Source organism: Maridesulfovibrio zosterae DSM 11974, from assembly GCF_000425265.1.
Taxonomy (GTDB): domain Bacteria; phylum Desulfobacterota; class Desulfovibrionia; order Desulfovibrionales; family Desulfovibrionaceae; genus Maridesulfovibrio; species Maridesulfovibrio zosterae.
The window spans coordinates 421,892-448,686 of the sequence record NZ_AUDC01000012.1 but is presented as its reverse complement, the minus strand read 5'-3'; the positions used below and the strand labels follow the sequence as shown (position 1 = coordinate 448,686).

At 41.3% G+C, this 26,795-nt stretch carries 22 protein-coding genes; 14 read left to right on the top strand and 8 right to left on the bottom strand.

The features are described 5' to 3' along the window. Positions 1-139: 139 nt before the first annotated feature. Complete coding sequence (locus H589_RS0108925; RefSeq protein ID WP_027721703.1) at positions 140-1,561, bottom strand: transferase; 1,422 nt, start codon at positions 1,559-1,561, stop codon at positions 140-142. Between the two features lie 323 nt (positions 1,562-1,884). Between H589_RS0108925 and H589_RS0108920 the strand changes: the two genes are divergently transcribed. Both H589_RS0108920 and H589_RS0108915 read left to right on the top strand, forming a co-directional pair. After that, a complete protein-coding gene (locus H589_RS0108920; RefSeq protein WP_027721702.1) occupies positions 1,885-3,081 on the top strand; it encodes a putative sulfate/molybdate transporter in 1,197 nt (398 codons plus the stop codon). 144 nt (positions 3,082-3,225) lie between these two features. Further along, positions 3,226-4,074: an amino acid kinase family protein gene (locus tag H589_RS0108915; protein WP_027721701.1), complete on the top strand. Its 849-nt coding sequence runs from the start codon at positions 3,226-3,228 to the stop codon at positions 4,072-4,074. A gap of 82 nt (positions 4,075-4,156) precedes the next feature. Here the strand turns inward: H589_RS0108915 and H589_RS0108910 are convergent, their stop codons facing one another. Continuing rightward, positions 4,157-4,378, bottom strand: a complete 222-nt coding sequence (locus tag H589_RS0108910) for a hypothetical protein (RefSeq protein ID WP_027721700.1) — start codon at positions 4,376-4,378, stop codon at positions 4,157-4,159. A 96-nt stretch (positions 4,379-4,474) separates the two neighbouring features. Here H589_RS0108910 and H589_RS0108905 point away from each other — a divergent pair, with 96 nt between their 5' ends. Continuing rightward, positions 4,475-4,819 carry a helix-turn-helix transcriptional regulator gene (locus H589_RS0108905; protein ID WP_027721699.1) on the top strand — a complete coding sequence of 115 codons (345 nt, stop codon included), beginning with the start codon at positions 4,475-4,477 and terminating at the stop codon, positions 4,817-4,819. Here the strand turns inward: H589_RS0108905 and H589_RS19485 are convergent. Both H589_RS19485 and H589_RS19480 read right to left on the bottom strand, forming a co-directional pair. Continuing rightward, complete coding sequence (locus tag H589_RS19485) at positions 4,794-5,567, bottom strand: hypothetical protein (protein WP_035075542.1); 774 nt, start codon at positions 5,565-5,567, stop codon at positions 4,794-4,796. The genes H589_RS0108905 and H589_RS19485 overlap by 26 nt on opposite strands. 242 nt (positions 5,568-5,809) lie before the next feature. Continuing rightward, positions 5,810-6,574 carry a substrate-binding periplasmic protein gene (locus H589_RS19480; RefSeq protein ID WP_035075533.1) on the bottom strand — a complete coding sequence of 255 codons (765 nt, stop codon included), beginning with the start codon at positions 6,572-6,574 and terminating at the stop codon, positions 5,810-5,812. Between the two features lie 342 nt (positions 6,575-6,916). On the opposite strand from H589_RS19480, the gene H589_RS0108890 reads away from it, so the two are divergent. The 3 genes from H589_RS0108890 to H589_RS0108880 all read left to right on the top strand — a co-directional run bounded on the left by H589_RS0108890 (position 6,917) and on the right by H589_RS0108880 (position 10,096). Then, positions 6,917-7,573 (top strand): nitrite/sulfite reductase domain-containing protein, encoded by a 657-nt coding sequence (locus tag H589_RS0108890; protein ID WP_027721698.1) that lies wholly within the window; start codon positions 6,917-6,919, stop codon positions 7,571-7,573. A gap of 159 nt (positions 7,574-7,732) precedes the next feature. After that, complete coding sequence (locus H589_RS0108885; protein WP_027721697.1) at positions 7,733-8,962, top strand: NAD(P)-dependent oxidoreductase; 1,230 nt, start codon at positions 7,733-7,735, stop codon at positions 8,960-8,962. Positions 8,963-9,244: 282 nt separating this feature from the next. Continuing rightward, the gene (locus H589_RS0108880) at positions 9,245-10,096 is read left to right on the top strand and encodes a hypothetical protein (RefSeq protein ID WP_027721696.1); all 852 of its coding nucleotides are present in this window, start codon (positions 9,245-9,247) and stop codon (positions 10,094-10,096) included. 75 nt (positions 10,097-10,171) lie between these two features. Here H589_RS0108880 and H589_RS19475 read toward each other — a convergent pair whose 3' ends face one another. The 4 genes from H589_RS19475 to H589_RS0108860 all read right to left on the bottom strand — a co-directional run bounded on the left by H589_RS19475 (position 10,172) and on the right by H589_RS0108860 (position 16,989). After that, positions 10,172-11,716: an Lcl C-terminal domain-containing protein gene (locus tag H589_RS19475; RefSeq protein WP_035075532.1), complete on the bottom strand. Its 1,545-nt coding sequence runs from the start codon at positions 11,714-11,716 to the stop codon at positions 10,172-10,174. Between the two features lie 175 nt (positions 11,717-11,891). Then, entirely contained in the window at positions 11,892-13,295 is a 1,404-nt protein-coding gene (locus H589_RS0108870) for an anion permease (RefSeq protein ID WP_027721695.1), read from the bottom strand. A gap of 441 nt (positions 13,296-13,736) precedes the next feature. Beyond that, complete coding sequence (locus H589_RS20385) at positions 13,737-16,172, bottom strand: methyl-accepting chemotaxis protein (protein WP_051249683.1); 2,436 nt, start codon at positions 16,170-16,172, stop codon at positions 13,737-13,739. Positions 16,173-16,644: 472 nt separating this feature from the next. Then, positions 16,645-16,989 (bottom strand): antibiotic biosynthesis monooxygenase family protein, encoded by a 345-nt coding sequence (locus H589_RS0108860; RefSeq protein WP_027721694.1) that lies wholly within the window; start codon positions 16,987-16,989, stop codon positions 16,645-16,647. An 837-nt stretch (positions 16,990-17,826) separates the two neighbouring features. Between H589_RS0108860 and H589_RS0108855 the strand changes: the two genes are divergently transcribed. From H589_RS0108855 to H589_RS0108820, 8 genes are all read left to right on the top strand, one after another. Next, entirely contained in the window at positions 17,827-18,303 is a 477-nt protein-coding gene (locus tag H589_RS0108855; protein ID WP_027721693.1) for a cytochrome c3 family protein, read from the top strand. A gap of 5 nt (positions 18,304-18,308) precedes the next feature. Next, positions 18,309-19,454 carry a 4Fe-4S dicluster domain-containing protein gene (locus H589_RS0108850; RefSeq protein ID WP_027721692.1) on the top strand — a complete coding sequence of 382 codons (1,146 nt, stop codon included), beginning with the start codon at positions 18,309-18,311 and terminating at the stop codon, positions 19,452-19,454. A 165-nt stretch (positions 19,455-19,619) separates the two neighbouring features. Further along, positions 19,620-20,591 carry an RnfABCDGE type electron transport complex subunit D gene (locus tag H589_RS0108845; protein ID WP_027721691.1) on the top strand — a complete coding sequence of 324 codons (972 nt, stop codon included), beginning with the start codon at positions 19,620-19,622 and terminating at the stop codon, positions 20,589-20,591. 3 nt (positions 20,592-20,594) lie between these two features. Continuing rightward, complete coding sequence (gene rnfG / locus H589_RS0108840) at positions 20,595-21,164, top strand: RnfABCDGE type electron transport complex subunit G (RefSeq protein ID WP_027721690.1); 570 nt, start codon at positions 20,595-20,597, stop codon at positions 21,162-21,164. Between the two features lie 9 nt (positions 21,165-21,173). Beyond that, the gene (gene rsxE, locus H589_RS0108835) at positions 21,174-21,860 is read left to right on the top strand and encodes an electron transport complex subunit RsxE (protein ID WP_027721689.1); all 687 of its coding nucleotides are present in this window, start codon (positions 21,174-21,176) and stop codon (positions 21,858-21,860) included. A gap of 14 nt (positions 21,861-21,874) precedes the next feature. Beyond that, the gene (locus tag H589_RS0108830; RefSeq protein ID WP_027721688.1) at positions 21,875-22,450 is read left to right on the top strand and encodes an electron transport complex protein RnfA; all 576 of its coding nucleotides are present in this window, start codon (positions 21,875-21,877) and stop codon (positions 22,448-22,450) included. A gap of 26 nt (positions 22,451-22,476) precedes the next feature. Beyond that, positions 22,477-24,591: an FAD-dependent oxidoreductase gene (locus H589_RS0108825; protein WP_027721687.1), complete on the top strand. Its 2,115-nt coding sequence runs from the start codon at positions 22,477-22,479 to the stop codon at positions 24,589-24,591. A 4-nt stretch (positions 24,592-24,595) separates the two neighbouring features. Then, the gene (locus tag H589_RS0108820) at positions 24,596-25,642 is read left to right on the top strand and encodes an FAD:protein FMN transferase (protein ID WP_027721686.1); all 1,047 of its coding nucleotides are present in this window, start codon (positions 24,596-24,598) and stop codon (positions 25,640-25,642) included. Positions 25,643-26,795: the final 1,153 nt, after the last annotated feature.

The following is a 26,795-nucleotide window of genomic DNA, read 5'->3' as shown; positions in this document are numbered from 1 at the left end:
AAGTTTTAAGTCGTAATTATCAACATTAGCTTATCCTGATGAGTTAAATCTGTTAGCGTAAATTATAACCCCCGGTAAACATCTCTGCTTACCGGGGGTTATAATTTACGCTTGATTTGCGTTTGAGATTCTTTATCTATTAGTCCTCAACAATAATTGTCGGAAACAGACCTTCCTTCTCACCAGCTAGATATGGTCTGAACAAGTTATATGAGACACTCTTTGTTCTTTGAGCATGCCCACGGCTTGACTTCTGTCCGTCATAGCGTGCTCCATTGTCTACTAAAATATGTTCAATGCGGTTTTGAAAATCATGGATGAATGTTTTTCCATTTCCTTTGAAGGTCATGTTGCCTAGGCTGATTGCCTCTTCTTTAGAAAAATCATTAAAGCTCATAGACTGGATCTTAAGGTCTTTTTGAGTTCTAACGTGGCCCCACACCAATGTATCATCTGGAATAGTTATAGGTTCATCTGCGTGAATTATAGTATGCGGCATTATTATAGACCCTGAACCTACTGAGACTTTTTTATCTGCGGTACCATACAAGAAGGAGTTGAACCCGATGAAAACTTTTTCTCCGATTATGGAGTGAACCATTTTCCCTCCATGGGCAACAACAACTAGAGCGGAACATTCAGAATTAACTATGAAGCTGTTTTCCTGCGCGTTTGAACCGGACCCAAGAAATGATTCTTCTATATAAGCCCGTTGAGCCACAAGGCAGTTATCATTGATTACGCAATCCCCTTTTACTACAGCGTATCGGCTTAAAAAAGCAGTTTCAGGAACTGGTACAGGGCTTTCAAAGGCAAGTGAGTCATACATTGGGAGAAAATCACTTCTGCGCTCTCCAACGAAATCAGCAAAAAGTCCGGTAAGCTCACCTTCCTCATCCCAAGAAACATATTCTTCCAGTGTTGCAGTAGGGTATCTGTAGTTGAATTCGTATTTCCAGTCTGCTTTAATCCAGACTCTCCCAGGATCAATACATACTGTAGAAAGGTCTCCTGCCTGGACATAAGAGTAGTTACCGACAATGCAATTATGCATAACAGATAAATCTACTGTAGAAAATGCTCCCAGATAAACTCCTTCAGTGGTTGTACCGTGTATATTGGCATAATACATGGCAACGGTATTCAGAATACGAAAGTATTCTGGAATTTCAGGATTCCGAGAATAGTTGTGGACTAGAGTCTTAATGAGGAAACTGTTGATTATCTGGATTATTTCATCTTGGTATAATTCGGTCCCTACATCGCCATATCTAGCGATAGTTCCTTCAGTTTTCAGCTCATCACCACGGATATCACTTAAATAGATAATTGAACGGTCTACATCACATTTACCCAGAAAATACGATCCACCAAGGTTGCTTTCCTGAAATTTGAAATATAGGGGATGATCTATTGATAGGGCATAATAAGCATAATATTTTGTCAGCTGATCAGGTTTGATAGTACTTTTAAGCACTTGCTCTATATCAAGTCCCATAGGTTTTAAGTTGACGTTAATGCGTGAAATGATGTGATTTATTAGTCGGTTGATTCTTTTCATATCTGGGCTCCATGCGCAGTTCTTGTCCATGTAAATTATCTAGACAATAAGCTAAAGATGCAATTGATTAGAAATCTTTTTGTTTCTAAGACTATTTCACAATGTTTTCAGTATAAATATCTTTTTAGTGTTGAGAAATCTATTAATATTAGTATGCTATTTTATAGATCTTTTAATATGCTTTTATTGTAACTTTTTGTATCATGAGTACTTACTGGTGATACACATAATTATGTATCAACTGCTCTACATAACATTCAAATATGTACGGTGTTATGAATATTGTTTCTGCAGTCAAATAGATTACTTTTGGGAGCTTTCAAGTGCGTATAAGCTTTAACAGAATGGAATGGGCAGGATCGGTAGGAGATTTAGGGGCACTGCTGCCTCTGGCTTTTGCTTTGATTATGATAAACGGTTTGTCTGCCACTGGAGTTTTCTTAACCGTCGGGCTCTTTTATTTACTAGGTGGTATGTATTATAGAGTTCCTATTGCCGTACAACCTATGAAAGTCATCTCAGCTTATGCCATTGCTCAGGCACTAGGGCCTGCTATAATTACTGCTTCCGGCATGATTATTTCGGTTGTACTTTTATTTTTAGGTCTTAGCGGGGTTGTAAACAGGGCCGCTGCAGTAATTCCATTGCCTGTGATTCGAGGGGTTCAGGTTTCTACCGGTATATTGCTGGTACTCAAAGGTGTTTCGCTGGTGCTTGGTAACAGTAGTTTTCAGGTTCTCAGAAAAAGTGTTGAGCCTTTTTTGTTTATACAGAGTATAGGACCAATTCCATTAAGTCTTTTGTTAGGTGTGCTTTTTGGCGGAGTAACGTTGTCTTTAATAAACAGCAAACGTTTCCCGGCAGGGCTTATTGTTGTGTGTAGCGGGGCTGTTCTGGGCTTTTTTCTAGGTGGGTGGCAGGGGCTTTTAGAACTTGATTTAGGTTTGCATTTTCCTCAAATATTTCCTTTCGGTTTTCCAACAGGCACAGATTTTTCCTTTGCTTTGCTTGCCCTTGTTTTGCCGCAGGTTCCGATGACTATCGGGAATGCTGTTATTGCCAATAGAAATTTAAGTTTTGAGTATTTTGGCAATGAAGGGCGCCGTGTAACAGACCGGGCTCTGTGTATAAGTATGGGGATGGCAAATGCTTTTGCTTCTTTAGTGGGTGGTATGCCTGTTTGCCATGGTGCTGGTGGACTAGCGGCCCATTATCGTTTTGGGGCCCGCACAAATGGAGCCAACTTGATTATCGGCGGTATGTTTGTGCTGCTTGCAGTCGGTCTGGGCGCTGATTCTATTAAAATTTTGCAGCTAATTCCCATGGGGGTGCTAGGTGTTTTACTGATTTTTTCAGGTGCGCAACTGATTTTAACTTATCGTGACATGTTAGGCCTGCCTAAGATCTCTATTATGATAGTCATGATTGGTATCACTCTACTTACAAATCTGGCATGGGCGTTTGGTGCAGGAATAGTTCTTAGTTACCTTTTGCGCAGATTTAATTTACTAGAAAGTTAAGATTCCATTCAGCAAGGTATTATTAATGTGTTTTATTAATAGTTGTGTTCTGTTATTTGTAATAAGTATAAATTTAAATTACTACTAAACTATTAGTATTATGCTGGTGTTTCTTAAAAAGACGGATAACCTGGAGGGACGATTATGGGTAAGTTGATTAAAGAAGATGGAGAAAAAGGTCGTTTACACATAGAAACCAGATTGTTGGGTGAATCTCTGGTTGGCAAAGATTGTTTGCTTGCAACAGAAGCTAAAGAATATTTCCATATGCAGCCGGATGTTAATGTTTTAAAAATAGGTGGTCAATCTATCATGGACAGGGGAGCCAAAGCTCTTCTGCCAATTCTTGATGAGCTTGTTAAAGCCAAGGAAGAGCATAAAATCCTGCTTATGACCGGTGGTGGTACTCGTGCTCGTCATGTCTATAATATCGGTGTTGATCTAGGTATGCCTACAGGAGTTCTTTCAAAACTGGGTGATAAAGTGTCATGGCAGAATGCAGAAATGCTTTCTGTTCTGCTTGCCAAGCATGGTGGAGTAAAGATCGGTCATGGTGATCATCTTGAGCAGCTAAACATGTATTGCCAGCTTGGATATCTTCCGATTACTACAGGCATCCCTCCATATGGTTTTTTTGAACATCCGGCAGAAGTCGGTTCAATACCTCCGCACCGTACAGATTCAGGAGCATTTCTGCTGGCGGAAAATATTGGTGCAAAGTCTGTTCTATATCTTAAGGATGAAAAAGGCTTATATGAAGATGATCCTAAGAAGGCTAAAGATCGTGAAACTCTAAAATTTTATGATAAAATTCATGTCGACGAATTAATTGAAATGGATCTCGATGATTTGATTGTCGAACGTGCTGTTCTAAAATTTCTTAAGAATGCCAAGACACTCAAGCAGTTTCAAATTATTGATGTTCTGCGTCATCCTGAAGAAGTACATGCTGCATTACGTGGTGAGCATGTGGGGACAATTGTATATAAATAGTTGATTATTCAAGAATATTGTTAACGGGCTGTGAGGTTTACCTCACAGCCCGTTTTACGTGCTTTGAATGGGGTATAGTCTTTTACGCTTCGACGGATTCGTCACGCTTACCTTCTTTACCACGTCCGTCGCGGGGGAGGTATACGATTTCTGCCCCAGTATGCTCTGCAATTTGGTCAAGCTCACACTTACGGATTCTTTTTACTTTAATAGTAAGTGCTCCTCCATCAATTGCCACAATGCGAAATCTTGGCTTCTTATCTCCTTCAGCAGCCTTGACGCGTTCTCTTACAAAAACTTTCATAATGACCTCCTTTGGATTTTGTTGTGTCTTTATGGACATTGGTCTATACTGTATATATATCCTTTAAGAACATATAGTCAAGGAGGACTTTGAGAAATGTCTAAAAATATAGGTGGTGCTAAGCCACAAAGATACGTGCAGCCATCACTGTTGATGGCCTTAACGAATGGATCTTCTTACGGATATCAGTTGATTCAACTTATTGGTGAGTATGGATTTTTGCGCGGCGATGTACCGCCTGGAATGATCTATAGACACCTTCGTCAGATGGATGAGGAAGGCTTGGTTGATTCAAAGTGGGACGCTCAGGGGGATGGTCCTGCTAAGAGAGTCTATTCCATCACCCCGGAAGGTCGAGAGATTCTGGAAGCTTGGATCATACATATGGAAGGTCAGCGTGATGCGCTGGACAAGTTTATCCAGCGTTATAGGGAGCAGTAGCAGTCCGGACTGATGGTTCTTGATTAATACTATGTCCTTTTTTGCGTTTACCGTGAGCCGGTTCCCATATTCCCTGGTTGATATGTTTTACTTGTAGCACAGGACCTCCAGCCCAGAGAGAGGGCCGAATCCATACTGCATTTTGAACAAGATCACCGGGAAGGGGAACAAGGGGATCTCGGTTAGTAGAAACAACTTGAATTCCAGCACTATTAAGATCTTGAACATATAATGGAGTGGGAAGACTTCTGAGTTTTCCATATTCAATAAAACGTCCGCACCAGCCGAATTTAGTTAAACCTATTGCTGCTGTTGCGCCGATAATTCCATCATTTGTGCCGCCAAGTCCAAATAGCTCAACTGATCTGGCTGCATGCATAGCTGATTTTTGGGTAACCTGCTTCCCCGTAACTAGCTTGGCAAATTCGATAATCTCAGTGCTTACATCTTCTTCTTTGGCTATACATAATCCGGGGTCACTTCCTGGAGCACTGTATTTTGCAAGGTGCTCAATAGCTTTATCTCTGAGGTGTTTGAGAGATGTGTCTTGTGATATTTCTATTATAGCGCATGCCGAACTGTTATTGGAGGTAAAAGGAATAGTGGTTAGTTTCGGGAGTTGGTGGCGTAACACACCAATCATTTCGCAATCGTTATCTAAGCCATATACGAATTCCCGTACAAGTCTTCCGGTTCCGATAGGGGCATCTTTGTCATCAGTATCATCAAATCCTAAGTATACACGCATAATCTCCTCCTGCTCTTAAAAAATGAATTTCACTGTGGCTTGCATAAGTCAACCTTTTTGCAATCTATCAAAGTCAGTCTATCGCGCAAAATACAGTCAGATTAACTAGTTGATGATAAATAAATTGTTTCCGGTAAAAAAAAGTGGGGCTGAAGTCATGAAGAATTAATCTGCTAAAGTGGTGTGGCATTCTTATTGTTGAAACAGAATGATAAGTGGAAAGAAAAATCAAGCGTGGGCAGCTAATTTGTCTTGTGGGTGAATTCATTAATAATTCTATCTACTTCACCAGATTCTACCATTTTTTTAAGTGCAGCTGATAGTTCCGGTATACGATTAGCCAGAGGAGATTTTTTGGATACAGCGAAATATACAGGTATTGGCTCGGAGTATATGTATTCTGATTTCGTGATTTTATCTTCCAAACCGTCGTGGGCAATAAGGTAGTCTGTCACTGTTGTTGTTCCAATAAAGGTGTCAATGCGGCCGAATGTGAGCTTCTTAATATTAGTATGAGTATTGGTCACGATCTCTTTTTTTAAGTTCTTGTCAGCATCAAATTTTGGAAAATATTTGGATCCAAGAACAGTTCCAATGGTTTTGTTAGCAAGGTCATAGTAAGTTCGTATTTTCGTTGATTCTCCTTTGCGTGTATAGAAAGCTTTTGTACTGTTTGTTTTGTATGGTGGATCAAGAAAAATCATATATTTTTCACGGTCAGAACTTTTCAAGAGGCCATTCATTATATCTGCTGTTCCTTTTTCCATCATCAATTGGCATCTTTTCCATGGCCGAGATACAAAAGTAGGTGTCACGCTTGCCTTTTCCAGCAAACGTTTTGTTAAGGCAATATTGATTCCAGAAATATTGTTATTCGTATCAATTATTTTCCATGGTGGAAAATGATTTACAGGAACAATTATTTGTTCGGCATAAGCTGTATAACTTATAAAAACTGTTAGTATAAAAAAGAGTAGAATAAATTTTAGTTTATTATGTAAGGTCATTTTTATTTAACACCATAAATATATTTACTAATTTACTGATATATTTAAATAATAGGGAACTGTTTTTTCATATTTATTTTTTAGAGATTATATACAAATAGTAATCAATTCTTCTTTTGCTAAGTGAACTCAAAATTTACGCAAAGAGCAACAGTAAAAGTAAATTTATTGCAAATTTTTATCTCATGTCTAAGTATAATGTTTATAATTTGAGTTTGCGGTGGTTTCGTTGTGTTATAAGTGTAAGGCTGAACGGTAATCTGTCTTGGATGTTGATAATTGCTTAACATTACACTCTCATGTATTCGATTTTTTATTGCTTAAACTAAGAAGGAGTTATTTATGAATAATATTGTTGCTGAACCTATTATGGTTATGCCTGTAGAGCGCAAGGACGGTACCTACGCTTTGCGACTGTGCCTTAATCAGGGACAGCTTACTGCCGGAATGATGAAAACTGTTATGGAGACAATGGTTAAGTTTAATTTAACTTCTTTGCGTGCCACTACAGGACAGCGTATGAATCTTGAGGGTATTCCCAAGGATAAGCTTGGTGAAGTAATTGAAAGTATTGGAACAGCTGTTGAGAAGGCTCCTCCCGGTGTTTCTGTCTGTACAGGGGCAGGGATTTGTAAGTACGGAGTGCAAGAGAGTCGCTCCATGGGGGATAAGGTTCTTGCTGCGGTAAAGCAGAACGGGCCGTATCCTTTTAAAGTGAAGAGTGGTGTTTCCGGTTGTAAAATCAGCTGTGGACTTAGCTTTGTTCGTGATATCGGACTTGTTGGGACGCCTAAAGGCTGGGATGTTCATTTTGGCGGTGCCGCAACAAAAAATGCCGGACTTGGCGTGCAGATCGGAACTAAAGTAAGCGAAGAAGAAGCTCTGGATCTGGTCGGTAAGGCTCTCAGGTTTTATAAAGAAAACGGTCGTAAACGTGAACGCACCAGCGGCATGCTCAGACGACTTGGTGCAGACGCTGTTCTAGAAGCTTTGAAATAGTAAAACATATATTCATCAAATCAGATAAATCAGGGGTGGACCTTACTGTTCACCCCTGTTATTTGCACATCTCCACTTACTTCTTAATCCAATCTTCTTTTAAATAAATCAACTTTTGAACTGAGCCAAGGTTCAAAAAGTCAACCACACATTATCATTATGGGAAGACACATTCTTGAAGAAGCTGCACGCTGTCTGCAATGTAAAAAACCGCTTTGCAGCAAAGGTTGCCCGCTCGGAACTCCGATTAATAAAATGATTGAGCTTTTGCTGGATGGGGAAATGCAACAGGCTGGAGCTTTGCTGTTTGAAAATAATCCGCTCTCAGTTGTTTGTTCGCTAATCTGCCCTCATGAAAATTTTTGTGAAGGCCATTGTATCCTCGGCCGCAAAAGTTCTCCTGTTCAGGTCAGCGATATTGAAAATTATATTTCTCGCTATTACCTTGCACAGTTTCATCCGGAAAGGGAAGAATCTGAAAGTAACGGATCTAAAATCGCTATAGTAGGCTCAGGTCCTGCGGGTATCACAGTTGCTTTTATTCTCGCATTAAAAGGGTATAACGTAACAATCTTTGAATCCGAGGAGAAGATCGGTGGAGTACTGCAATATGGTATCCCAGAATTCCGTCTACCCAAAGATATTCTTGAAAGGTTACGCAGTGTCTTATTACAACTGGGGGTAAAAATTCGCCCCAATATGCTGATTGGACCTGTTGTAACTTTAGATGACTTGCTGCGGGACAATTATAAAGCAATCTTTATTGGTACAGGAGTCTGGAATCCAAAACCGTTGCGTCTAAAAGGTGAGACTCTCGGACATGTTCACTATGCTATCAATTATTTAAAGAATCCTGATGTCTATGAATTGGGAAAGAAAGTAGTTGTTATCGGAGCTGGAAATGTTGCCATGGATGTAGCACGTACAGTTTTGCGCAAAGGAGCTGACGAGGTGACAGTCCTTTACCGTAGAGGTGAAGAGGATATGAGTGCCACTAAGTATGAATATGAATATGCCAGACTTGATGGAGTGAGATTTGAATTCTACTGGTCTCCGCTTGAAATCTCAGATGAGGGACTTGTCTGCATAAGAACAGCCAAAGAGACTGATACTAACGGTAATACCAAGCTTGTAACAGTTGAAGGTTCAGATAGATTGATAGAGGCCGATTCCATTTTTATAGCTGCCAGTCAGGCTCCGCGTAATAATCTGTCAGGTATTGAGATTGGGAAAACTGGTCTGGTAATAACTGACGAAGATGGGCGTACCACCCGTGATGGTATTTTTGCATCTGGAGATGTCGTGACCGGAGCAAAAACAGTTGCTGAAGCAGTAAGACTTTCCAAGCGTTCTGCACAGGCGATTATTGATTATGTAGAAGGGAATTAAGTCCAATTCTATTGAGAATGTTACTGTATAAGGAAATATGACTTTATATTTTATTTTTAAAAAATATTCTTTTCGGTGATTAGCACTGGAAAAATTTTCTTTTATAATGTTGGCCCTGCGAACTGGTGTTCGCAGGGCATTTTTGATTTCTTTTCTACATATATTCTAGTTTAAATTTAACCGTGTCAGGTTCTTTCTGTAGATTGAAATTAAAATTTTTTATTGATAAATTGATCAATATTATCATTTTAAAAAACGAAAATTTATATTCAGCGAGGTACTATGAACCGAATTACATCTCAAATTCTCTCATGGATGGCTGATATAAAGAACAATGCAATCGAGCCTGAATCTGAGCTTCCAGCTTTTGGTACACCACTGATTGGTTTTTCATCTGCAGCAGATTCTTTATTTGATTTTCTTAAAGTTGATATTGGGGCTGATTTCTATTGGACACCTTTGGATGCTTTTAAAGTTGCATTTCCTGAAGCAGATGTACGTGCTGATGAATTGAGTGTTATTGCATGGGTGCTCCCACAGACTGAGCACACTCGTGCATCGCATCGCAGGGCTATGGATATGCCTAGTATTGAATGGAGTCGGGCCCGTTATTACGGTGAAAAGGTGAACGAAAATTTACGTAGGCATGTTGTTAAATATTTTGCAGATGCTGGATTATATGCTTGCGCACCGGTACTTCTTCCGCAATGGAGTCGAGCAGTGTCAGATAAATATGGTTATGCTTCCCGTTGGTCTGAGCGGCATGCTGCGTATGTGAGCGGTCTAGGTACGTTCGGTTTATCCGATGGTTTGATTACTTCTGTGGGAAAGGCAATCCGTGTTGGGTCAGTAATAGTGCATAAAAAATATGATCCTACTTCTCGCGCATATACTGAGTATAATGAATGGTGTCTGTTTTATGCTAAGGGCAAATGCCGAGGGTGTATGCAACGCTGTCCAGCGGGAGCAATTACCGAATCAGGGCACGATAAGGTTAAATGTAAGGATTACATCCGCAATATCACTTCTGCTCACGTAGAAGAAGAGCAGCTTGGGGTTCGGGTAAACAGCTGCGGTCTTTGTCAGACCAAGGTTCCGTGTGAAAGCAGGAATCCTGTGTCCAAAGTTAAATAGTATCAAAATAAATTGAAAAGGTGCCGGAGATGAGTTTTTGTCTACCGGCATCTTTTTTAGATAAACAGTCTTTTCTTATTGTGGATTTGTAAATCCCATGTTGCCTCTGCGATGTCCTTTTGGCACGCAAAAAAAATGTTCCCCGCGCTTCATGCATATGCCACTTAGTGTTCCGCGCGGAGTTTCGACAGTGCAGTCTTCTCCGCTGGAAAGACCTTCACACGCCGTATAAGCTTCCGGAGGCGGGCCTTGTAGGTTCCCTTGTCCTTGTCCTTTTCCTCTTCCGTTTTGCATCATATTTTGGTCTATGAAAGTATTTTGCTGCTGATTATATGATGGGCGGTTTTGGTTTTGGTGCATTCGGTAACCTTGCATTTCATTTCTGTTGCCTGCACGCGCTCCTGATCCTCCAGGCATTGCTCCTTGCCATGTTTTAATTTTATTGTATGACGGAGTATGTGGTGTGACATTACCTCCTGAAACACAGCGTGCATAATTGTAGATACGTATATCATCTCCCTGCGGTCCACGACCCTGTGGAAAGCTGTCAGGATCTCCTGACTTAGGATCACTTCGCTGTGCTCCTGCACCATGGACATCCATCCATCTTTTATTATTACTGCGTGGCGGAGCGAAGTAGCCCATGGCACGTCCAAAAGCTACATAAGCTGCATGAGATGGAGTTGGACCGTCCATATGGGTTGTGGAGGTATAGTAGTATGATTCTTTGTCGGTCACTGAAAAAACAGGATCAATTGCTGCTGAACCAGTTGTTGCCGGGCTGCGTGAGTAGTCTACGATTGATTGCAGTTCTTTTGCATTAGGCAGTCTCCAGTTATTGCGCCCACCGAGAGTAAGGTATTCACAATAAGTCAGAGATTCTTCCCAGTTAAGTTTCTTGCCGCTATCATTTTTCTGCCAGATTAGGGATGTTGCAGTGTCTTCGATAGTTCCATCCTTATGGTCAACAAAACTGTTTTTGCCATAGTCTGGATTGCCGCGAACATAGCGGATATATTTTTTGCCTTGTGATCTGCGATAGTTTTTCCCGTAACCTTTGATTCGTCCATCGGCAAAATTAACTCCAAAAGCAGTTGGGTTATCATTCATTGTTTTACTTACGTATACAGTAGAGGACCAGTCCTGGCAGTCGATAATGCGTCGACCAGATTTTGTGTCACCATATGCGAAGGTAAAATACTTAGTATCAATAAATGGGGTGGAAGATAATTTTGAACCTTGCACCCAGCCATTAAAGTCAATGAGTGAGTATAGCTCTTTGATTGTCGGAGCTCTCCAGTCTTCATATCCACCGATCCTGCATTTCTTTGCTCCATCAATGGCTGATTGCCAGGAAAGTTGCGGTCCACGTGCTTTTACCCACATAAGTCCAGTCACTTTGTCGGTGATGGTTCCATCTCCGTTATCGATATATTTGGGTTGGTTTCCTTGGTATTGTGCATCCTGACCAAAGTAGTCATCGCCCTTATCTGGACATTTTATTTGTTTACGATTGTCAAAGCACGCTTTTTGTCCCGTATCAACAATCTGATAATTTCCTGCCCATACAAAGCTGGCCGTCAGCATCACCATGATCATTGATATTAAAAACTTTTTCATAGCTAAATTCTCCACGCTTCTGCTCATGTTACCATATGTATAATCTATTATTGTATCAATCTTTGGGGCTATATTAAATGTATTTGAATAAAAAAATAATATTGTGGAGTATGAAGGATGAAAAGAGGAGCAGCATGTATCAACAACTCCTCTTTTCTATAATTTAAATAAACAGTTAGATATATATTATCGTCGCAACAATCATTGCTGCAAGGTATATACTTCCAAAAATTGCACCGAGAGCCCACCACCTGGCTTGACTGATAAATCCTGACCCGTACCATATAGGAGCCGGGCCAGTTGCGTACGGGGTAATAATTCCCATAACGCCAAGAGAGGCGGCGAGCATGAGGGCCAGTCTAGGCATCATTTCAGCAGGAACCAGTGGAATTGCAATGGCAAGAAACAGAGGCATGAGCGCTGTTGTATGAGCCGTAGTGCTGGCAAAAAAGTAATGAAGAACAAAGAATAGCAATACAAGCATGATGGCCACGGTTAGTGGAGGCATGCCTTGCAGGTAAACAGAGACAAGATCACCTATCCATTTAAGCACACCGGTCTTTTTGAGTCCGCTTGCCATGGCTACCAAAGTGGCAAACCAGACCAGAACATTCCATGCACCCTTATTCGTTATTACATCCTCCCACGATATTATATTCGTAAGTATCATAAGTGATAGAACAAAAATTGCAGCTACAGTACTGTCTACACCGAATTCCTTTCCAAAAATCCAGAAAACAAGGGCCATAATTGCATAACCGAGCATCATCAGTTCTTTCTTTGAAACTTTACCCATTTTTTCAAGTTCTGCTTTTGCCCATGCCGGAGCTTCAGGAGAATGTTTCTGTGTTGGTGGATAAACAATGTAAGCCAGCCACGGGGAAAGCAGAAAGAGAGGAAGCATGACAGGAATCATGGCTTTAGCCCACTGTCCCCATTGGATAGTGATACCTGTACTCTGATTGATCAGGTCAACAGCAAGAAGATTTGGTGCAAGTGCTGTTAAAAACATGGAGCTGGTCACACAAGTAGCGGAAAAAGCAACCCATGTCAGATATGAACCAATTTTGCGTGGGTTTTTGTCAGAATATGAATCAAACATGGGGGGGATGTTACTGGCAATTGGATAAATAGTTCCTGCACTGCGAGCTGTGTTGGACGGCATGAAAGGAGAGATTATTGCATCTGAAAAAGCAATAGCATAACCAAGTCCAAGTGTATTCTTTCCAAGATATCTAATCAGAATAAGGCTTATTCTGCGTCCCAGCCCTGTTTTTTGATATCCAAGCGCAAACATGAACGCTGCAAATATAAGCCATATGACTCCATTTGAGAAGCCGGATAAGGCCCAGCTGCGACTGGCTTTTGCACTTGGGTCAACCAGTCCTAGGATAGCAATAACTGCCACTCCAAGTAAGCCTACAAGTGCGGCGGGAACAGGTTCTACAATAAGCCCGATCACAACTCCTACAAAAATGCAGAGAAAGTACCATGCATCTGGTTGAAGACCTTGTGGTGTCGGAATTAAAGCCATAGCTAGCGCAACGATGACAGGCGAAAATTTCAGCAGTTTGTCCACATTCTCTCCATTGTAAAATCAGTTGATCACAGTTCTCTATTCCCTAGCCGAAAGCCTTAAAGTTCGTGTGTTCATATATAAAAAAAAATGAATAATGCAATTATGTATTATATCTTGCATAAGTCGACGTAGCAGTCAATTAAAAGGTCTAAAAAGCGATGTTTATGTTTTAGTATGTGAATATCAAGTATGTATTGTTAAGATAATAATTTTTTTACTATGCGGGTTTATAAATTATAATGTCTATTTAAATAGTTATAGGTATTTTGATTGACAGATTGATTATTAAAGTAGTGTCTTTTGAGTGTGCTATATATAGTAATGATATTATGAATCTTTTTTAATATGAAATATACATATAAATTATCGTTAAAACAAAAAAATCCCGGCAACTTCTGCTAAGAAGTACCGGGATTTTTTTGTTTAAAATAAATGGTGTAATTAGTTGTTACGCAATTCTCGGATAAGTTTACTGAGATCATTGGACATTACTGAAAGTTCCTGAATTGCTTTGGCGGATTGTTGAATACCTTCAGTAGTTTCTCTGGCAACGAGATTTATTTCACTGATGGCTCCGTTTATTTCTTCAGATGCACTGGATTGTTCTTCTGAAGCTGTAGCTATGCTTTCCACTTGATTTGCACTGGTTTCAACCATTTTTACAATTGATTCAAGTGATTCACCAGACTGTCTTGCGAGGTCGGTGGTATCCTGCACTGCGCCGACAGCGTTTTCAACTTCCTGCATATTCATACGCACTGAAGTTTGAATATTCTTTATGCTCTCGCCAACTTCTTGAGTGGCTGTCATAGTTTTTTCTGCAAGTTTGCGGACTTCATCAGCAACAACAGCGAATCCCCGTCCAGCTTCTCCTGCCCGTGCTGCTTCAATTGCTGCATTTAATGCCAGTAGGTTTGTCTGGTCAGCAATGTCAGAAATTACATCCATGACAGTACTTATTGACTCCGTTTTTTGACCCAGTGACTGCATGTTTTCGCGAAGATCCTCTGCAATAGAGTGGATTTCAGTGATAGATTTTACTGATTTTGTAACGCGGGCTGCTCCTTCTTCAGCTTGACTCTTGGCTTCGAGGCTATTGGAAGAAGCACTGGAAGCATTTTGTGCAACCTCCATAATGGTACTGTTCATCTGGTCCATGGCTGTAGCTGTTTCTACTATGCGTTCTCTCTGTATTTCTGAGCCTTTGCTGATCTGCTCTATTTGCGCAGCCATTTCTTCACTTGCAGATGATAACTGCTCAGAAATAAGTTGTGTTCGCTGTGCAACATCCTGCATACGTTTTTGCGCAGAACGAACACCTGTCTGGTCGATGATTACTTCCATTGCTCCCACTACTTTACCGTCTTTACTAATGGGAATACCAATATAGTCGATGTTTAGCTCTGAATCAGGTAGGCGTACACTTGTTGTCCCATTTTCGATTTGAGATGACTTCATTGATTTATAGCAAGCGCAATTAGGCGTTTCACAATCAGGGGTATTAATCATTTTTGAGCATTTATTTCCTTGTACATCTTTAAAACTTTTTCCCAATAATTTTGTCCCTGCTTTGTTTATAAAAAGGATAGCCATGTTGGTATCTATCGTTATGATTGGCATGGGAACTTCATTGATAAAAGATTTGAGAACTCCTGTAGCAAGGTTCGTGCGGTCAATAAGTTCTGCAAAACTTCCTTTAAAATCTTTACGGTCAGCCTTACTGTCAATCTTGCCTATTTCGATATCATCAATAGCAGTCTCGATTTCAGAAATAACCTCTCGCAAGGTGTTTCCTACAAGGGCGACATCATCACATATGCGGCCTACTTCATCCCTTTGGTCTACGTCAATTTTACTATCCAAATTGCCGTTGGCCAGATCTTTTACAAAGATGCTTGCCTTTTTGAGTGGCACAGTGATGCTTCGGGATATAAAGAATGAAAGCAGCATTCCAACAATAAAAATTATGATTGAACTTGTAGTCATCGTTGTTATTGCTGAGGAGATGGAGGTATGCATATGTTTGCCAAGCCCTTCCTGCTCATTCACTACTGACGTTTTGAATTTATCTATCAGTTTGGCAATTATTGGGCCGCTAGCTGCCATCTCTTGCTGTATTTTCGCCATGGCAACAGTTTGTTTAACAAACATCCTCGTACTGGAAATATACTTTTCGATGTTTTCACCCATTTCATTGATTAAACCAAGATCAGAGGGAGCATAGAGAATATTTTGGATATCGCGCAGGTCCTTTTTAAAAGAACTGAACTCTTTTAGGCTGTTGTTAGCATCTTTTTCATCCTTAGTGTTGTATATAAAATAAGCATTGTGCAGTCTGGCTTTGTAAAGTGTTGCCAAACTTTTCTCGACCATTGCAGTCATAAAACTGTCTTCACGCTGGTTCGCACTTTCGAGAAGAGTCTTTAACCCTTGAACAATAAGTTCCCCATTTTTTTGGGCTAAGGCTAACGAATCATCCTCAATATTTTTATGTTTGATATAGTTATTGAAATTATTGTTGTAGACGGAGAGATTTTTTTTGATTTCAATAATAAAGGAAGCTCTTACTGTGTTTGTTATTTTTTCATGTGCCTGTTCAACAAAGTTCAGTAGTTTTTTAAAATTTTGAGTGTATTCATCCTGTGATTTCTGGGTTGCAGCGTTCATATAGTTGATGGCACTAATTCTTGTCAGTAAAAGATGCTCCTGAATTTCTGCGGCTAGATTTGTTTCAATGGCAAGCTCCCGGTAATTTATAAAATCGTCTTTACTTTCACCGAGTTTAAATACTCCTTGGCTGGCTGTTAAGGCTAGAAATATAAGTATAATAGCAAAAGCCCCTGCTATTTTAGTTGTTACACTAAATTTTTTTAGCATGTTCAAATTCTCCCCATTTTGAAATGATGCATGATTTTTTAATAACAAGTGTTGACTAGTTGATATTGGTAGTGGATATCAGAAAGGTTTATACTGTCAACGGATCAAATTGGTATAGTTATAGCTGCAAGTAATCACTGTCTTGGATAATAGCTTGTTATATTTGATTAAAATATTAAAAAATCAAAATTGTTAATTAAAATTAAAATTTAAAAAATTTGATAATATATAATAAATAATTATAAAAAGTAATTATAAATTTCTTATAAACTCACAAAAGAATGGATTCATATCAGTTTTATTTTCGCAGATGTTCTATATATTAGCTTAAGAATTAGTTAAGGCTGTTGAAGTAATCATAGTGAAAGAGCGAAATAGACGAATGTTTCTTCGGTAATGACTTTACAGATCAGAAAATAATTAAGATGAGGGCTTGTGTTGTATATTTCAGGTCAAGTAGTTAACTCGGCTTTTAGGAGAGAGCAGCAACTGAATCAGCAGGTGTTTGTTTTCTTGATTCTTCAGTATAGTCTCTGACTACTTCGGCAACTCTTATTCTGTAAGATTCAAAAAGTTTATCTTTGCCTGCTTGCTGCGCATTGCGGTGTTCAAGCAGGTTACGCCATTTTTCAATAGCAGATTCATTCTCCCAAAAAGATAGACTGAGCATTTTACGCTCATCAGCAAGGCTTTGAAAGCGTTCAATAGAAATAAAACCTTCCCTGCTTTCAAGAAATGATCTGATCTGACCGGCTATTTTTATATATTCTGCTTTCCCCTCTGCTTTTGGTGTTACTTCAAATATTACCGCAAACATAAATCTTATCCTCCTAGTTTAGTATGGTTATTCCAAAGTGTAATAAGTATTACTCAATCTTCAATCAGATACCAGTTATCTTAGGTTATGTGACAATAATGGTTGTGTATATCTAAAATAATTATTCTCATTTTCTAATAAAAATCCTTCGGTGTCTTAAAAAAAAGATTACGAAATTTACCTTAGAAAAGTGCGTAACTGTTGCGTTCAATAGCAGTTGTAATAAATTTGTCTGATTTTTAGGAGTCTTTTTTTTCGGATTATGTGCAAAAAAGCACAAGTCTAAACTAAGTTATTTTATAACTTTTTTTAATTTTATTACTAATCATTGCGGTTAAACACTCATTTTTCCAGTATTTTCAGTAATGTAAAAATTTGAAACTTTATCAAAATGTTCCTTTTTTCACATGCTGGTACAGAATTTGCTCACCTCAAGCTGAATGAGCAATCAACTATGGTGATATTACCTAAGATGTTGATTGCATTTGAAATGTTGCAATGCATCAATCATTCCCAGTTTTGTTAGTCTTGGTTGCTATGATTTTATGATCGCATCAAAATAGCATGCTGACTGATTGACCAATCACAACAACATCTGTAGCTGCTCATGTCAAAGACCTCCCCCAAAGGTCGTTTATAAGTCATGAGAGTCAAGATGGGAACCGGCTTAGGTTTAATTACAGACATTATGACCGGCGGTAGAGGATCAGGGTTCCATGAACTTCTAAGTTTTTCTGGAGGATGAAACTGCAACTGAAACAAGGCGTTAGTTTCTATCGGTAGTTTCCGGCCTTAGTGCCTTAATCGTGAATCATTCTAAATCCAAGGATTGATCCGTTGAAGAACAGATATATCCCAATAACTTTTATTGTTGCTGTCTTGGCTATTGCGGCGGCCGCCGGATTTATTTTTCCGCCTGCTGTGCAGAAAAGTCCGGCGCGCGTTGTCATGGATAACAGTGGCGGAAGGGTTATTTTCACCCATTCAACTCATGCTGAAGAGTATGGATACGAGTGTGCCGACTGTCATCATGATGATATCGGACAGGATAGACCTATACCATGTGGGTCCTGTCATCCTGCGGCGTTTGATGAAAAGTTCAAGGTTGAACATCAGAAAAATTTTCCAAACAAGGAAGCTTGTCTGCGTTGTCATGACGATGTTCCTACAGGACCTCTGGCTGAAGAGGACAGACCTGACACCGAGAACATCCCTTTAAGAGCTGACGCTTTTCACAAACAGTGCATGAGCTGTCACGAAAGTGACGGGGGCCCTTATGGTGAAGACTCCTGCAATGAATGTCATGCGAGGTAGGTTAGATGCTTAAGATTCATTATTCATTGGAATCCGATGCCCAGAAGACTATTAACGAGATTGCCGCTCCGGCTGAACTTAACATTCAGGTGCGAAATCTTGTTCTGAAGGCTAAGAAAGGACAGAAAGTATCACGCGGGGAAATGATTGCAGAGCACCCCTCAAAGTTTGGGGGAGCATACCATGCAGCTGCTTCCGGTAAAGCCACCAAAGTTAATTATCATCACCTGACTATCAGTTGCGACGGAGCTGAAGCTTTTGTTGAGCCTGTAAATGTTAAGTCTATGGGACCTGGTAAGGAATTACAACGTGTTTTGCAGGACCTTGGTATTGACGTTGCCCCTCTGTCTTCCCACAGCGAAAATCTTGTTATCAACGGTCTTAATCCCGAACCAGGTATAGCCGTGGCAGAACTTCTTCTTGAAAAAGAGAAAGAGACTCTCGAAGCAGGATTGCGCCTTGCCGAGTCTTTTATCACTCCAGTGCACACTATGCTGGCGGTTGCCACTGGGACTTCATATACCCTCAGCGGAACTGAGACAGTTTCCGTTAAACCCAAATATCCAAGATCACTTGATGCTATTGTGGTTAAGAAGGTCACTGGAAAAGAATTTCCAGCTGATACCAAAATAATGAGTGTGATGGATTTGTATAATCTCGGACTGGTTGCCCAAAGCGGATTGCCTGTTACCGACACTATTATGACAATTAACGGTATGAACTATCGTGTTCCGCTTGGAACTCCTATCAGGCATTTGCTTAATGAGCTCGATCTTTCCGTTAATTCCGGTGACAAGGTCGTTCTTGGAGGTCCTTTCCGTGGAGAGGCTGTATACAGCCTGGATGAAGGCGTTAAGAAAAGTGATCATGGACTGTTTATTATTAAAGAAGGGACATTCCCATCCATTGAAGATGCAACCTGCATTAACTGTGGTGAATGTGTACTCAGCTGTCCTGCCCGTATCCTGCCTAACCTTATAAGTCGTTATGCTGAATACGAAATGTTTGAAAAAGCTGAGAAGCAGGATCTGCATAGCTGTTTCGAATGTGGACTCTGTTCCTTTAACTGTACTGTTCGACGTCCTATTCTTCAATATATCCGTTTTGCCAAGGACCAGCTCCTAGCCAGCGGTCAGGCTGAGAAGTCTTAGAGTTGATGCGCTTAGCGCATTGTCAGGTGATTTCGCCTCCGACAGGCAGAAGGGCTGAGTCCTCTGCATATCCTGTTTAGGTGTGGGCAGATTGATTACAGAGTTTCAATCTAACCATAATTGTGTCGGAATGCGGTTAAACATACAAGTTTCAAGGGTTAAAATATGACTCCTCCAGTAATTAAAGCAATGTCTGACATTGCAGTCAGACTCACGGTTTCGCCTGCTCCTCACTGGCGCAGCAAGCGTACTGTGGAGAAGATGATGCAGTATCATCTTCTGGCTCTGGTTCCCGCAGTTATTATGGCTTTCATGATGTACGGCCTGCCTGCACTGGCTACAGTCGGTATTGCCGGTTCGGTGGCTGTTCTAACTGAAGCTATCTGCCTCAAGATGCAGGAACGTGACATCAATGTAGATAACCTTACAGCTCTTTATGAGGGCATTCTTTTTGCTTTCCTGCTGCCAGCAACCTGTCCTTGGTGGATGGTTGCCTGCGGTGCTGCATTGACCATTGTTCTCGGTCGTACTGTTTTCGGAGGATTCGGCAGCAATCCTATATGTGCACCTTTGGTTGCCTGGGCTTTCTGCCGTGTTTCATGGCCTGCTGCCATGGATATTGACATAAATCTTGCTAATTTCATGATCAATTCTCCTGTGGACCAGCTCAAACATTTTGGCCTCGAAAGCCTTGACCAGTTCAATTACATGGACCTTTTCCTGGGTAAACAGCTCGGTGGATTGGGCGCTTCACAGATTATCGCCGTTCTGGCTGGTGGGATCTTTCTCGTTGCCACCGGATGGGTGCGTGCATTTATTCCAGCAGCATTCCTTATTGGTGTGGTCGTGACTTCATCTATTTTTTGGATGATTGATCCTGAAGTTTATGCCAATCCGCTATTTCATCTGTTGACCGGATCTGTAATGTTCGGAGCCTTTTTTCTGGCTACAGACACGGCTTCAAGTCCTGTCGGCTGGTTGCCGCAAATCCTTTTCGGACTCATTGCCGGAACCATGGTGATTGTTATCAGGGTTTACGGTGTTTATCCTGACGGTGCTCCTTTTGCTATAATGATCGCAAATCTGCTGACACCTCTTCTGGACCGGGTTCGTCCTAAACCTTTCGGAGGCAGATAAACCATGCGTGGAATACTTCATATGATCGTGGTCCTGTCCTTAATCTGTGCTACCTCCGGGGCGGTGCTGGTTAACCTGAAACAGGCTACCAAAAATCAGATTGAACAACAGGTTCTGACCTATGTACAGGGGCCCGCGCTTCTGTCCGTTCTTGAAAATAGAGATAACGATCCTATTGCCGAGCGAGTAACTATCAAAGACGTTACCGTTTTCCCGGCGATTAAAGACGGCAAACTTGTCGGCGTTGCTCTTGAGTCATTTGCTCCCGGTTATTCCGGTAATATCGGGGTTATGGTCGGTTTTGATGTAAACAAGGATGAACTCCTTGGAATTGGCATCACTACTCAGACTGAAACACCGGGACTTGGAACACGCGTTACAGAACCTTCTTTCACCAACAGATTCAAAGCTCACGGTCTTGAATCTATGCAAATCACATCCAAGGGTGGCGACGTTGATTCCATTGCAGGAGCAACTTATTCATCAGTTGGTACTGTGGATGCTGTGCGGAAGGCCATTAAAGTTTATCAGTCCATCAAGCCCGAGATCAGTTCGATCTGGAAGATGTCTTAAGGAGAAACCATGAGCCGTTTAGTAAAAGAATTTGCAAAAGGACTCTGGGACGAACTTCCTCCATTCAGGGTTCTTCTCGGTCTGTGTCCTACTCTGGCAGTAACTTCCACTGCGGAAAATGGTTTTGGTATGGGAATGGCGGTTGTTTTTGTTCTGACCATGTCCAACCTTATCATTTCCAGCATCAGAAAAATTATTCCTGCTAAAGTTCGTATTGCCTGTTTTATTGTCATCACAGCGTCATTGGTTGTTGCTGTTGAGTTGCTTATGCAGGCTTATACTTATCCGCTATACCAGCGTCTTGGTATTTTTGTTCCGCTGATTGTTGTTAACTGTCTTATTCTTGGCCGTGCCGAGGCATTTGCCTCTAAGAACGGCGTGGCTCTGTCTATTGCTGATGCACTGGGCATGGGCATAGGTTTCACTCTGTCTTTAACATTTCTAGGGGCTATCAGAGAAGTGTTGGGAAATGGAACTATTTTCGGAACACATATTATGTGGTCTTCCTTCGAGCCTGCTACTTTGATGGTTAAAGCTCCCGGTGCTTTTGTTGCTCTGGGTGTAATTCTGGCGGGTATGAATGCATTCAACAGGTATATGAGTCGCCGTAAAGGTGAGACTCCTCCTGAAGTGATGAATTCCACCTGCGCTTCTTGCGGAGCCTGCGGCGGAATCGATAACCTCAAGGGTAAATAGGGGAGGATCTTAAAATGGAATTCTTTATGCTGTTTATCTCTGCAATATTCATTAACAACATTGTTCTGGTTCAGAACCTTGGAGCCTGTCCTTTTATGGGAACCTCCAAATCTACAGATGTTGCGATGGGTATGGGCGGAGCGGTTATATTTGTTATTTTGATGGCAACTGCCCTTACTTGGCCTCTGCAACAGTACGTACTCAATCCTCTTGGTCTTGAGTATCTGCAGACCATCGTTTTTATTCTGGTTATTGCTTCACTTGTTCAATTCGTTGAAATGTTTCTTAAAAAGGCAATACCACCCCTTTACCAATCACTGGGTCTGTTTTTACCACTGATCACTACCAACTGTGCAGTGCTCGGTGTGGCAATCATGGTCCAGCGCAACGAATACTCATTCATCAAGTCCATGATGTTCGGTCTTGCTTCCGGCATCGGCTTCCTGATTGCTCTAGTCATAATTTCATCCATCCGTGAAAGACTGGATATCGCTCCGGTTCCCCGTGTTTTCAGAGGCGTTCCTATCGCACTGATCATGGCAGGTGTCATGTCACTGGCGTTCTACGCTTTTAAGGGCATGGCCGCTTAACCGGACAGTCAAGGAGATAAAATAAAATGGTTACTTCTTCTATTCTTGTTCTGTTTTTACTTGGTCTTATAGCTGCTTCTATCCTTGCAGCTGCATCAAAAGTTCTGCATGTCGAGGAAGATCCCCGCATTGCAGAAGTGGAAGGTTGCTTCCCTGGAGCAAACTGCGGTGGTTGCGGTTATCCAGGGTGTTCAGCTGCTGCCGGTGCAATTGTAAAAGGTGATGCTGCTCCTGAAGTCTGTGTTGCAGGTGGAGCTGAAATTGCTGAGAATATTGCTGCTATTATGGGACTTGAAGCTTCTTTCAAAGAACCCAAAGTGGCTGCCAATATTTGTACAGGCGGTTCACGTGCGAACCTCTTATTCGGCTATGAAGGCGTTGAAGACTGCCGCGCTGAAGCTCTTCTTTACGGCGGTGAAAAAACCTGTGGACTCGGCTGCATCGGCTTGGGGTCATGTGTTAAGGTTTGTGGCTTTGATGCGATCCGCCTCAATGATGACGGCATTCCTGTTGTTGATATGAATGCCTGCCGTTCTTGCGGTAAATGTGCTGAAGTATGTCCTACCGGAGCCATTCGCATTAGCGGTATGACCATGGACCTGTTGCACCTTAATCAAATTGACGATTGTCTTGCTCCCTGCATGCAGAAATGTCCTGCACAGATAGATGTTCGTACATATATTAATCAGATGAAACGTGGTGACATGCGCGGCGCACTTCTGACCATGAAGGAACGCAATCCACTTCCTTTAGCCGTTGGACGTCTTTGCCCGGCACCTTGTGAGACCATCTGCCGCCGTAACATCGCTGATGATGGCGTAGCTATTCATACTTTGCACCGTTTTGTCGCAGACTGGGAAATGAATTCCGGTTCACGTTTAAAACTGGATTGCAACCCTGCAACAGGGCATAAAGTTGCAATTATTGGTGGTGGACCGGCTGGTTTATCATGCGCTTACTTTCTGCGTCGCATCGGTCACGAACCGGTTATTTTTGAAAAGCGTGAGCAGATCGGTGGTATGATGAAAGGTATTATCCCTGAATACCGTCTGCCTGCAAAAGTTGTCGATTGGGAAATTCAGTCTATTCTCGACCTTGGAGTTGATGTTCGCACCGGAATTGAATTTGGTAAGGATGTTACTATCAAGTCTCTCGAAGAAGAAGGTTTTGAAGCTATCTTTATTGCAACCGGAGCATGGAAAGTTCCTGCTTTGAAAGTTGAGAATGCAGATGCTGAAGGCGTTATGGACGCAGTGTCATTCCTTGAGAAAGTTGGCAAATCTATAACTGATCTTAAGGGTAAAAACGTTGTTGTTGTCGGTGATACCAACACTGCTATGGACGTTGTTCGCAGCGCAGCCCGTCTCGGTTGCGGCGTAACCTCACTTGTGGACTGCATCCAGCGTAAGATGTCTGCCAATAAAAATGAAGTTAAGCGTGCAACAGAACTTGGTTGTGACCTTAAATTGCTGACCAGACCAACTCGTATCCTTGCTGAGGATGGTAAAGTAACTGGTATAGAATATTGTGAAGTTCAGTACGATGATCCTAAAAAAGCTCTCGGAGTTCCCAAACCAGTTGAAGGAACTGAACAGACGCTTACAGCTGATCTGATTGTAGTGGCTACCGATCGTATCATTGATACAACTGCGTTTGTTGATGAAGAGGGGAACTCCCTGTTTGCCATGAACAAGAAGACCGGCGGCATTAATGCAGACAAATTATCATTGCAGACCAGCCAGCCAAACGTCTTTGTTGGTGGCGAAGTATATACTGGCCGCAGTATCATTATTCAGGCCGTAGCTGACGGACGTAGAGCTGCTCGAGGAATTCACCACTTCATTACTGAAGGAGTGGTTCCGGAACCAGAGAATCCCCAGCTTCGTGTTATTCCTGAATCTATTCTGAAGAATATGGATGTGACGTACACAATTCCTAGAATTAAGGTTCCTGAGATAAGCGTTGAAGAGCGCAGGTCTACCTTTAAAGAAGAGGTTAAAGGTTCTATTGTTTATGAAGCAGCCCGCAAGGAAGGCAGCCGCTGTCTGCGTTGTGGACTGACCTGTTATGATGCAGAAGCCGGAGCAGAATATGCTCAGGATGCCGACGTTCATAAGTTCAGTGAGCTGGGCAAGGAATAGATCCGTGGAAACACCCTCTACCAGACGTTCTTTCGTTAAAGCAGTTAGTGCAATGGGAGTCGGGGCGGCATTTGCTGCCACCCCGGTTTCCGCTGCTATGCGTATAGCTGAAGCACTGCGTCTGGGTGACCGACGTTACAAAGTCAGCGAAACCCGCTTTCTTATGGGAACATATGTGGCCATTACTGTGCTGCATGAATCTAAAGATGCTGCTGAGCAGGGAATTGCTGAATCGTTTTGCGAAATGGAACGCCTTGCAGCTCTTTTTGATCGCCACAGGAAAGGAACACCCGTTTCTGTACTGAATGAAGCAGGTCGACTCACTGATGTTCCTCCCGAGCTGTTTGAAGTTATGGATAAAGCACTTACTTTTTATCGCCGTTCAAATGGTGCATTTGATCTAACTGTGTTGCCTGTTGTCGAGATCCTTAGGCGTAATTCTGATTCGCGAAACTCAATCAGTATGACCGGAAGCGATATTGATGACGCTTTAGCACTGGTCGATTCTGAAGCTCTTAATGTTACAGAACGCGAAATAAGTTTTGGCAGAAAAGGGATGGCTGTAACACTGGATGGTATTGGCAAAGGTTTTATAGTAGATCGCGCTTCTGATCTCATGGCTGCAAAAGGTCTTTCAAATCATTTGATCAATGCCGGCGGAGATATTCGCGCCCGTGGTGAGCGATCAGTCGGGCAGCCGTGGATTGTTGCTATTGAAAATCCATATAAGGAAGGCGATTATCAGGCCGTTCTCCAGCTTAAAAATGCTTCGATTGCCACTTCTGGCGGGTATGAGGTGTATTTTGATGCTGAGCATAGTCATCAACCTGTCATCAATCCGCAAGAAATTTCACCTGTTAATGGCATAAGTGTTTCCGTTACAGCTCCAACCGTAATGGAAGCCGACGCTCTTTCAACTTCTGCATTTGTTATGGATTTAAAAAGTGCAATACGTTTTGTAAACGGTCAGGAGAAGTGCGAATGCCTAATGGTCACAACAGGCGGAGATAAACAAATTTCCCGTAACTGGGAAAAAACAGTTCATTTTTAAAATAGAAATTTGATAATGCTCTGTTTTTTAGCCGCAAGAGTTTTTAGTCTCCTACAACCAAGAGACTCTTGCTCCTGCTAGACCGGGATTCCTGTATTTCCGGTTTAGGGCATCAGCGGGAAAAGCTGAAAAAACAGAATCTGCATATAGGGAAACCAACCTCACTCCCCATGAAAGCTAAGCGGGTCGGAAGCTCACTCTTCTGACCCGCTTACATTTTTAGTTCTCTGATTCTACTCTAATATATTTTAAATAAATATTTGATGAATTATCACCGTATTTATTTTCAATGTATATATTATACATTGAAAATAATCACTACTATGGTAGAGTTCATCAAATCTCTAAATCTTTTGCATTGATTTTATTTTTAAGTTGTTTTTTGCTGACTTCTAGAGATTATCGGACACAATAGAGTAGGAGGCGTAGTGATTAAACTTAAGACCATGCAATCTAGGGTTATAGCACTTGTGGCTGTCCTTTTTGTTACAATTACAAGTGTACATTCTTTCTTGGAATATAGAAGTAAATTAGATTTTATTGTTCAGGGTGGAAAAACTTTGGCCGAGTTACAGTACAAGTCTGTCAAAGAACTTATAGACGAGCATGGCATGTCAGTTACCAGCGAGAAGCTTAAGACTTTACAAAAGAAATACGGCTTTAATATTTCTGTGGTTGTCCCGGATGGGAAAGGTTTTAAGTATCTGGCTAAGACTCACAAACTTACAATTCCCAAAAAAATCTATCCATGGCTGCATAAAGTAATGAAGGCAGAGAAGCCTCTTTTCCGCAGATTGAACAAAAATAATAAAGAACTTATCACCTATTATGCTCAAGTCCGTAATAAGTCAGGAAAATCTATAGGAATTGTAGCAATTCCCAGGAATATTACGTCTGATATGGATCGTCTTTATCGTGAGGCTTTGTATACAGTCATTATGGTCTTATGCTCAATGTGTGTTCTTTTTATTGTCCTTAAAATTTTCCTTGGGAGAATGCTAAATAAACCTTTAAACGATATTTTGTCTTTCTTTAAGCAGGCTGGACAAGGAGAATACAATAAAAGATTAGGACGCTATCCTGTAGAGATAGGGCTGTTGGCTACAGGTATTAATAGTCTTATGGACACGGTTGAAGCTGTTTTGGATAAGAA

Excerpts from the sequence above, each read along its gene's own strand:
- H589_RS0108925 (WP_027721703.1), bottom strand. The coding sequence starts at position 1,561 with ATGAAAAGAATCAACCGACTAATAAATCACATCATTTCACGCATTAAC.
- H589_RS0108915 (WP_027721701.1), top strand. The coding sequence starts at position 3,226 with ATGGGTAAGTTGATTAAAGAAGATGGAGAAAAAGGTCGTTTACACATA.
- H589_RS0108910 (WP_027721700.1), bottom strand. The coding sequence starts at position 4,378 with ATGAAAGTTTTTGTAAGAGAACGCGTCAAGGCTGCTGAAGGAGATAAG.
- H589_RS0108905 (WP_027721699.1), top strand. The coding sequence starts at position 4,475 with ATGTCTAAAAATATAGGTGGTGCTAAGCCACAAAGATACGTGCAGCCA.
- H589_RS19485 (WP_035075542.1), bottom strand. The coding sequence starts at position 5,567 with ATGCGTGTATACTTAGGATTTGATGATACTGATGACAAAGATGCCCCT.
- H589_RS19480 (WP_035075533.1), bottom strand. The coding sequence starts at position 6,574 with ATGACCTTACATAATAAACTAAAATTTATTCTACTCTTTTTTATACTA.
- H589_RS0108890 (WP_027721698.1), top strand. The coding sequence starts at position 6,917 with ATGAATAATATTGTTGCTGAACCTATTATGGTTATGCCTGTAGAGCGC.
- H589_RS0108885 (WP_027721697.1), top strand. The coding sequence starts at position 7,733 with ATGGGAAGACACATTCTTGAAGAAGCTGCACGCTGTCTGCAATGTAAA.
- H589_RS0108880 (WP_027721696.1), top strand. The coding sequence starts at position 9,245 with ATGAACCGAATTACATCTCAAATTCTCTCATGGATGGCTGATATAAAG.
- H589_RS19475 (WP_035075532.1), bottom strand. The coding sequence starts at position 11,716 with ATGAAAAAGTTTTTAATATCAATGATCATGGTGATGCTGACGGCCAGC.
- H589_RS20385 (WP_051249683.1), bottom strand. The coding sequence starts at position 16,172 with ATGCTAAAAAAATTTAGTGTAACAACTAAAATAGCAGGGGCTTTTGCT.
- H589_RS0108860 (WP_027721694.1), bottom strand. The coding sequence starts at position 16,989 with ATGTTTGCGGTAATATTTGAAGTAACACCAAAAGCAGAGGGGAAAGCA.
- H589_RS0108850 (WP_027721692.1), top strand. The coding sequence starts at position 18,309 with ATGCTTAAGATTCATTATTCATTGGAATCCGATGCCCAGAAGACTATT.
- H589_RS0108845 (WP_027721691.1), top strand. The coding sequence starts at position 19,620 with ATGACTCCTCCAGTAATTAAAGCAATGTCTGACATTGCAGTCAGACTC.
- rnfG (WP_027721690.1), top strand. The coding sequence starts at position 20,595 with ATGCGTGGAATACTTCATATGATCGTGGTCCTGTCCTTAATCTGTGCT.
- rsxE (WP_027721689.1), top strand. The coding sequence starts at position 21,174 with ATGAGCCGTTTAGTAAAAGAATTTGCAAAAGGACTCTGGGACGAACTT.
- H589_RS0108830 (WP_027721688.1), top strand. The coding sequence starts at position 21,875 with ATGGAATTCTTTATGCTGTTTATCTCTGCAATATTCATTAACAACATT.
- H589_RS0108825 (WP_027721687.1), top strand. The coding sequence starts at position 22,477 with ATGGTTACTTCTTCTATTCTTGTTCTGTTTTTACTTGGTCTTATAGCT.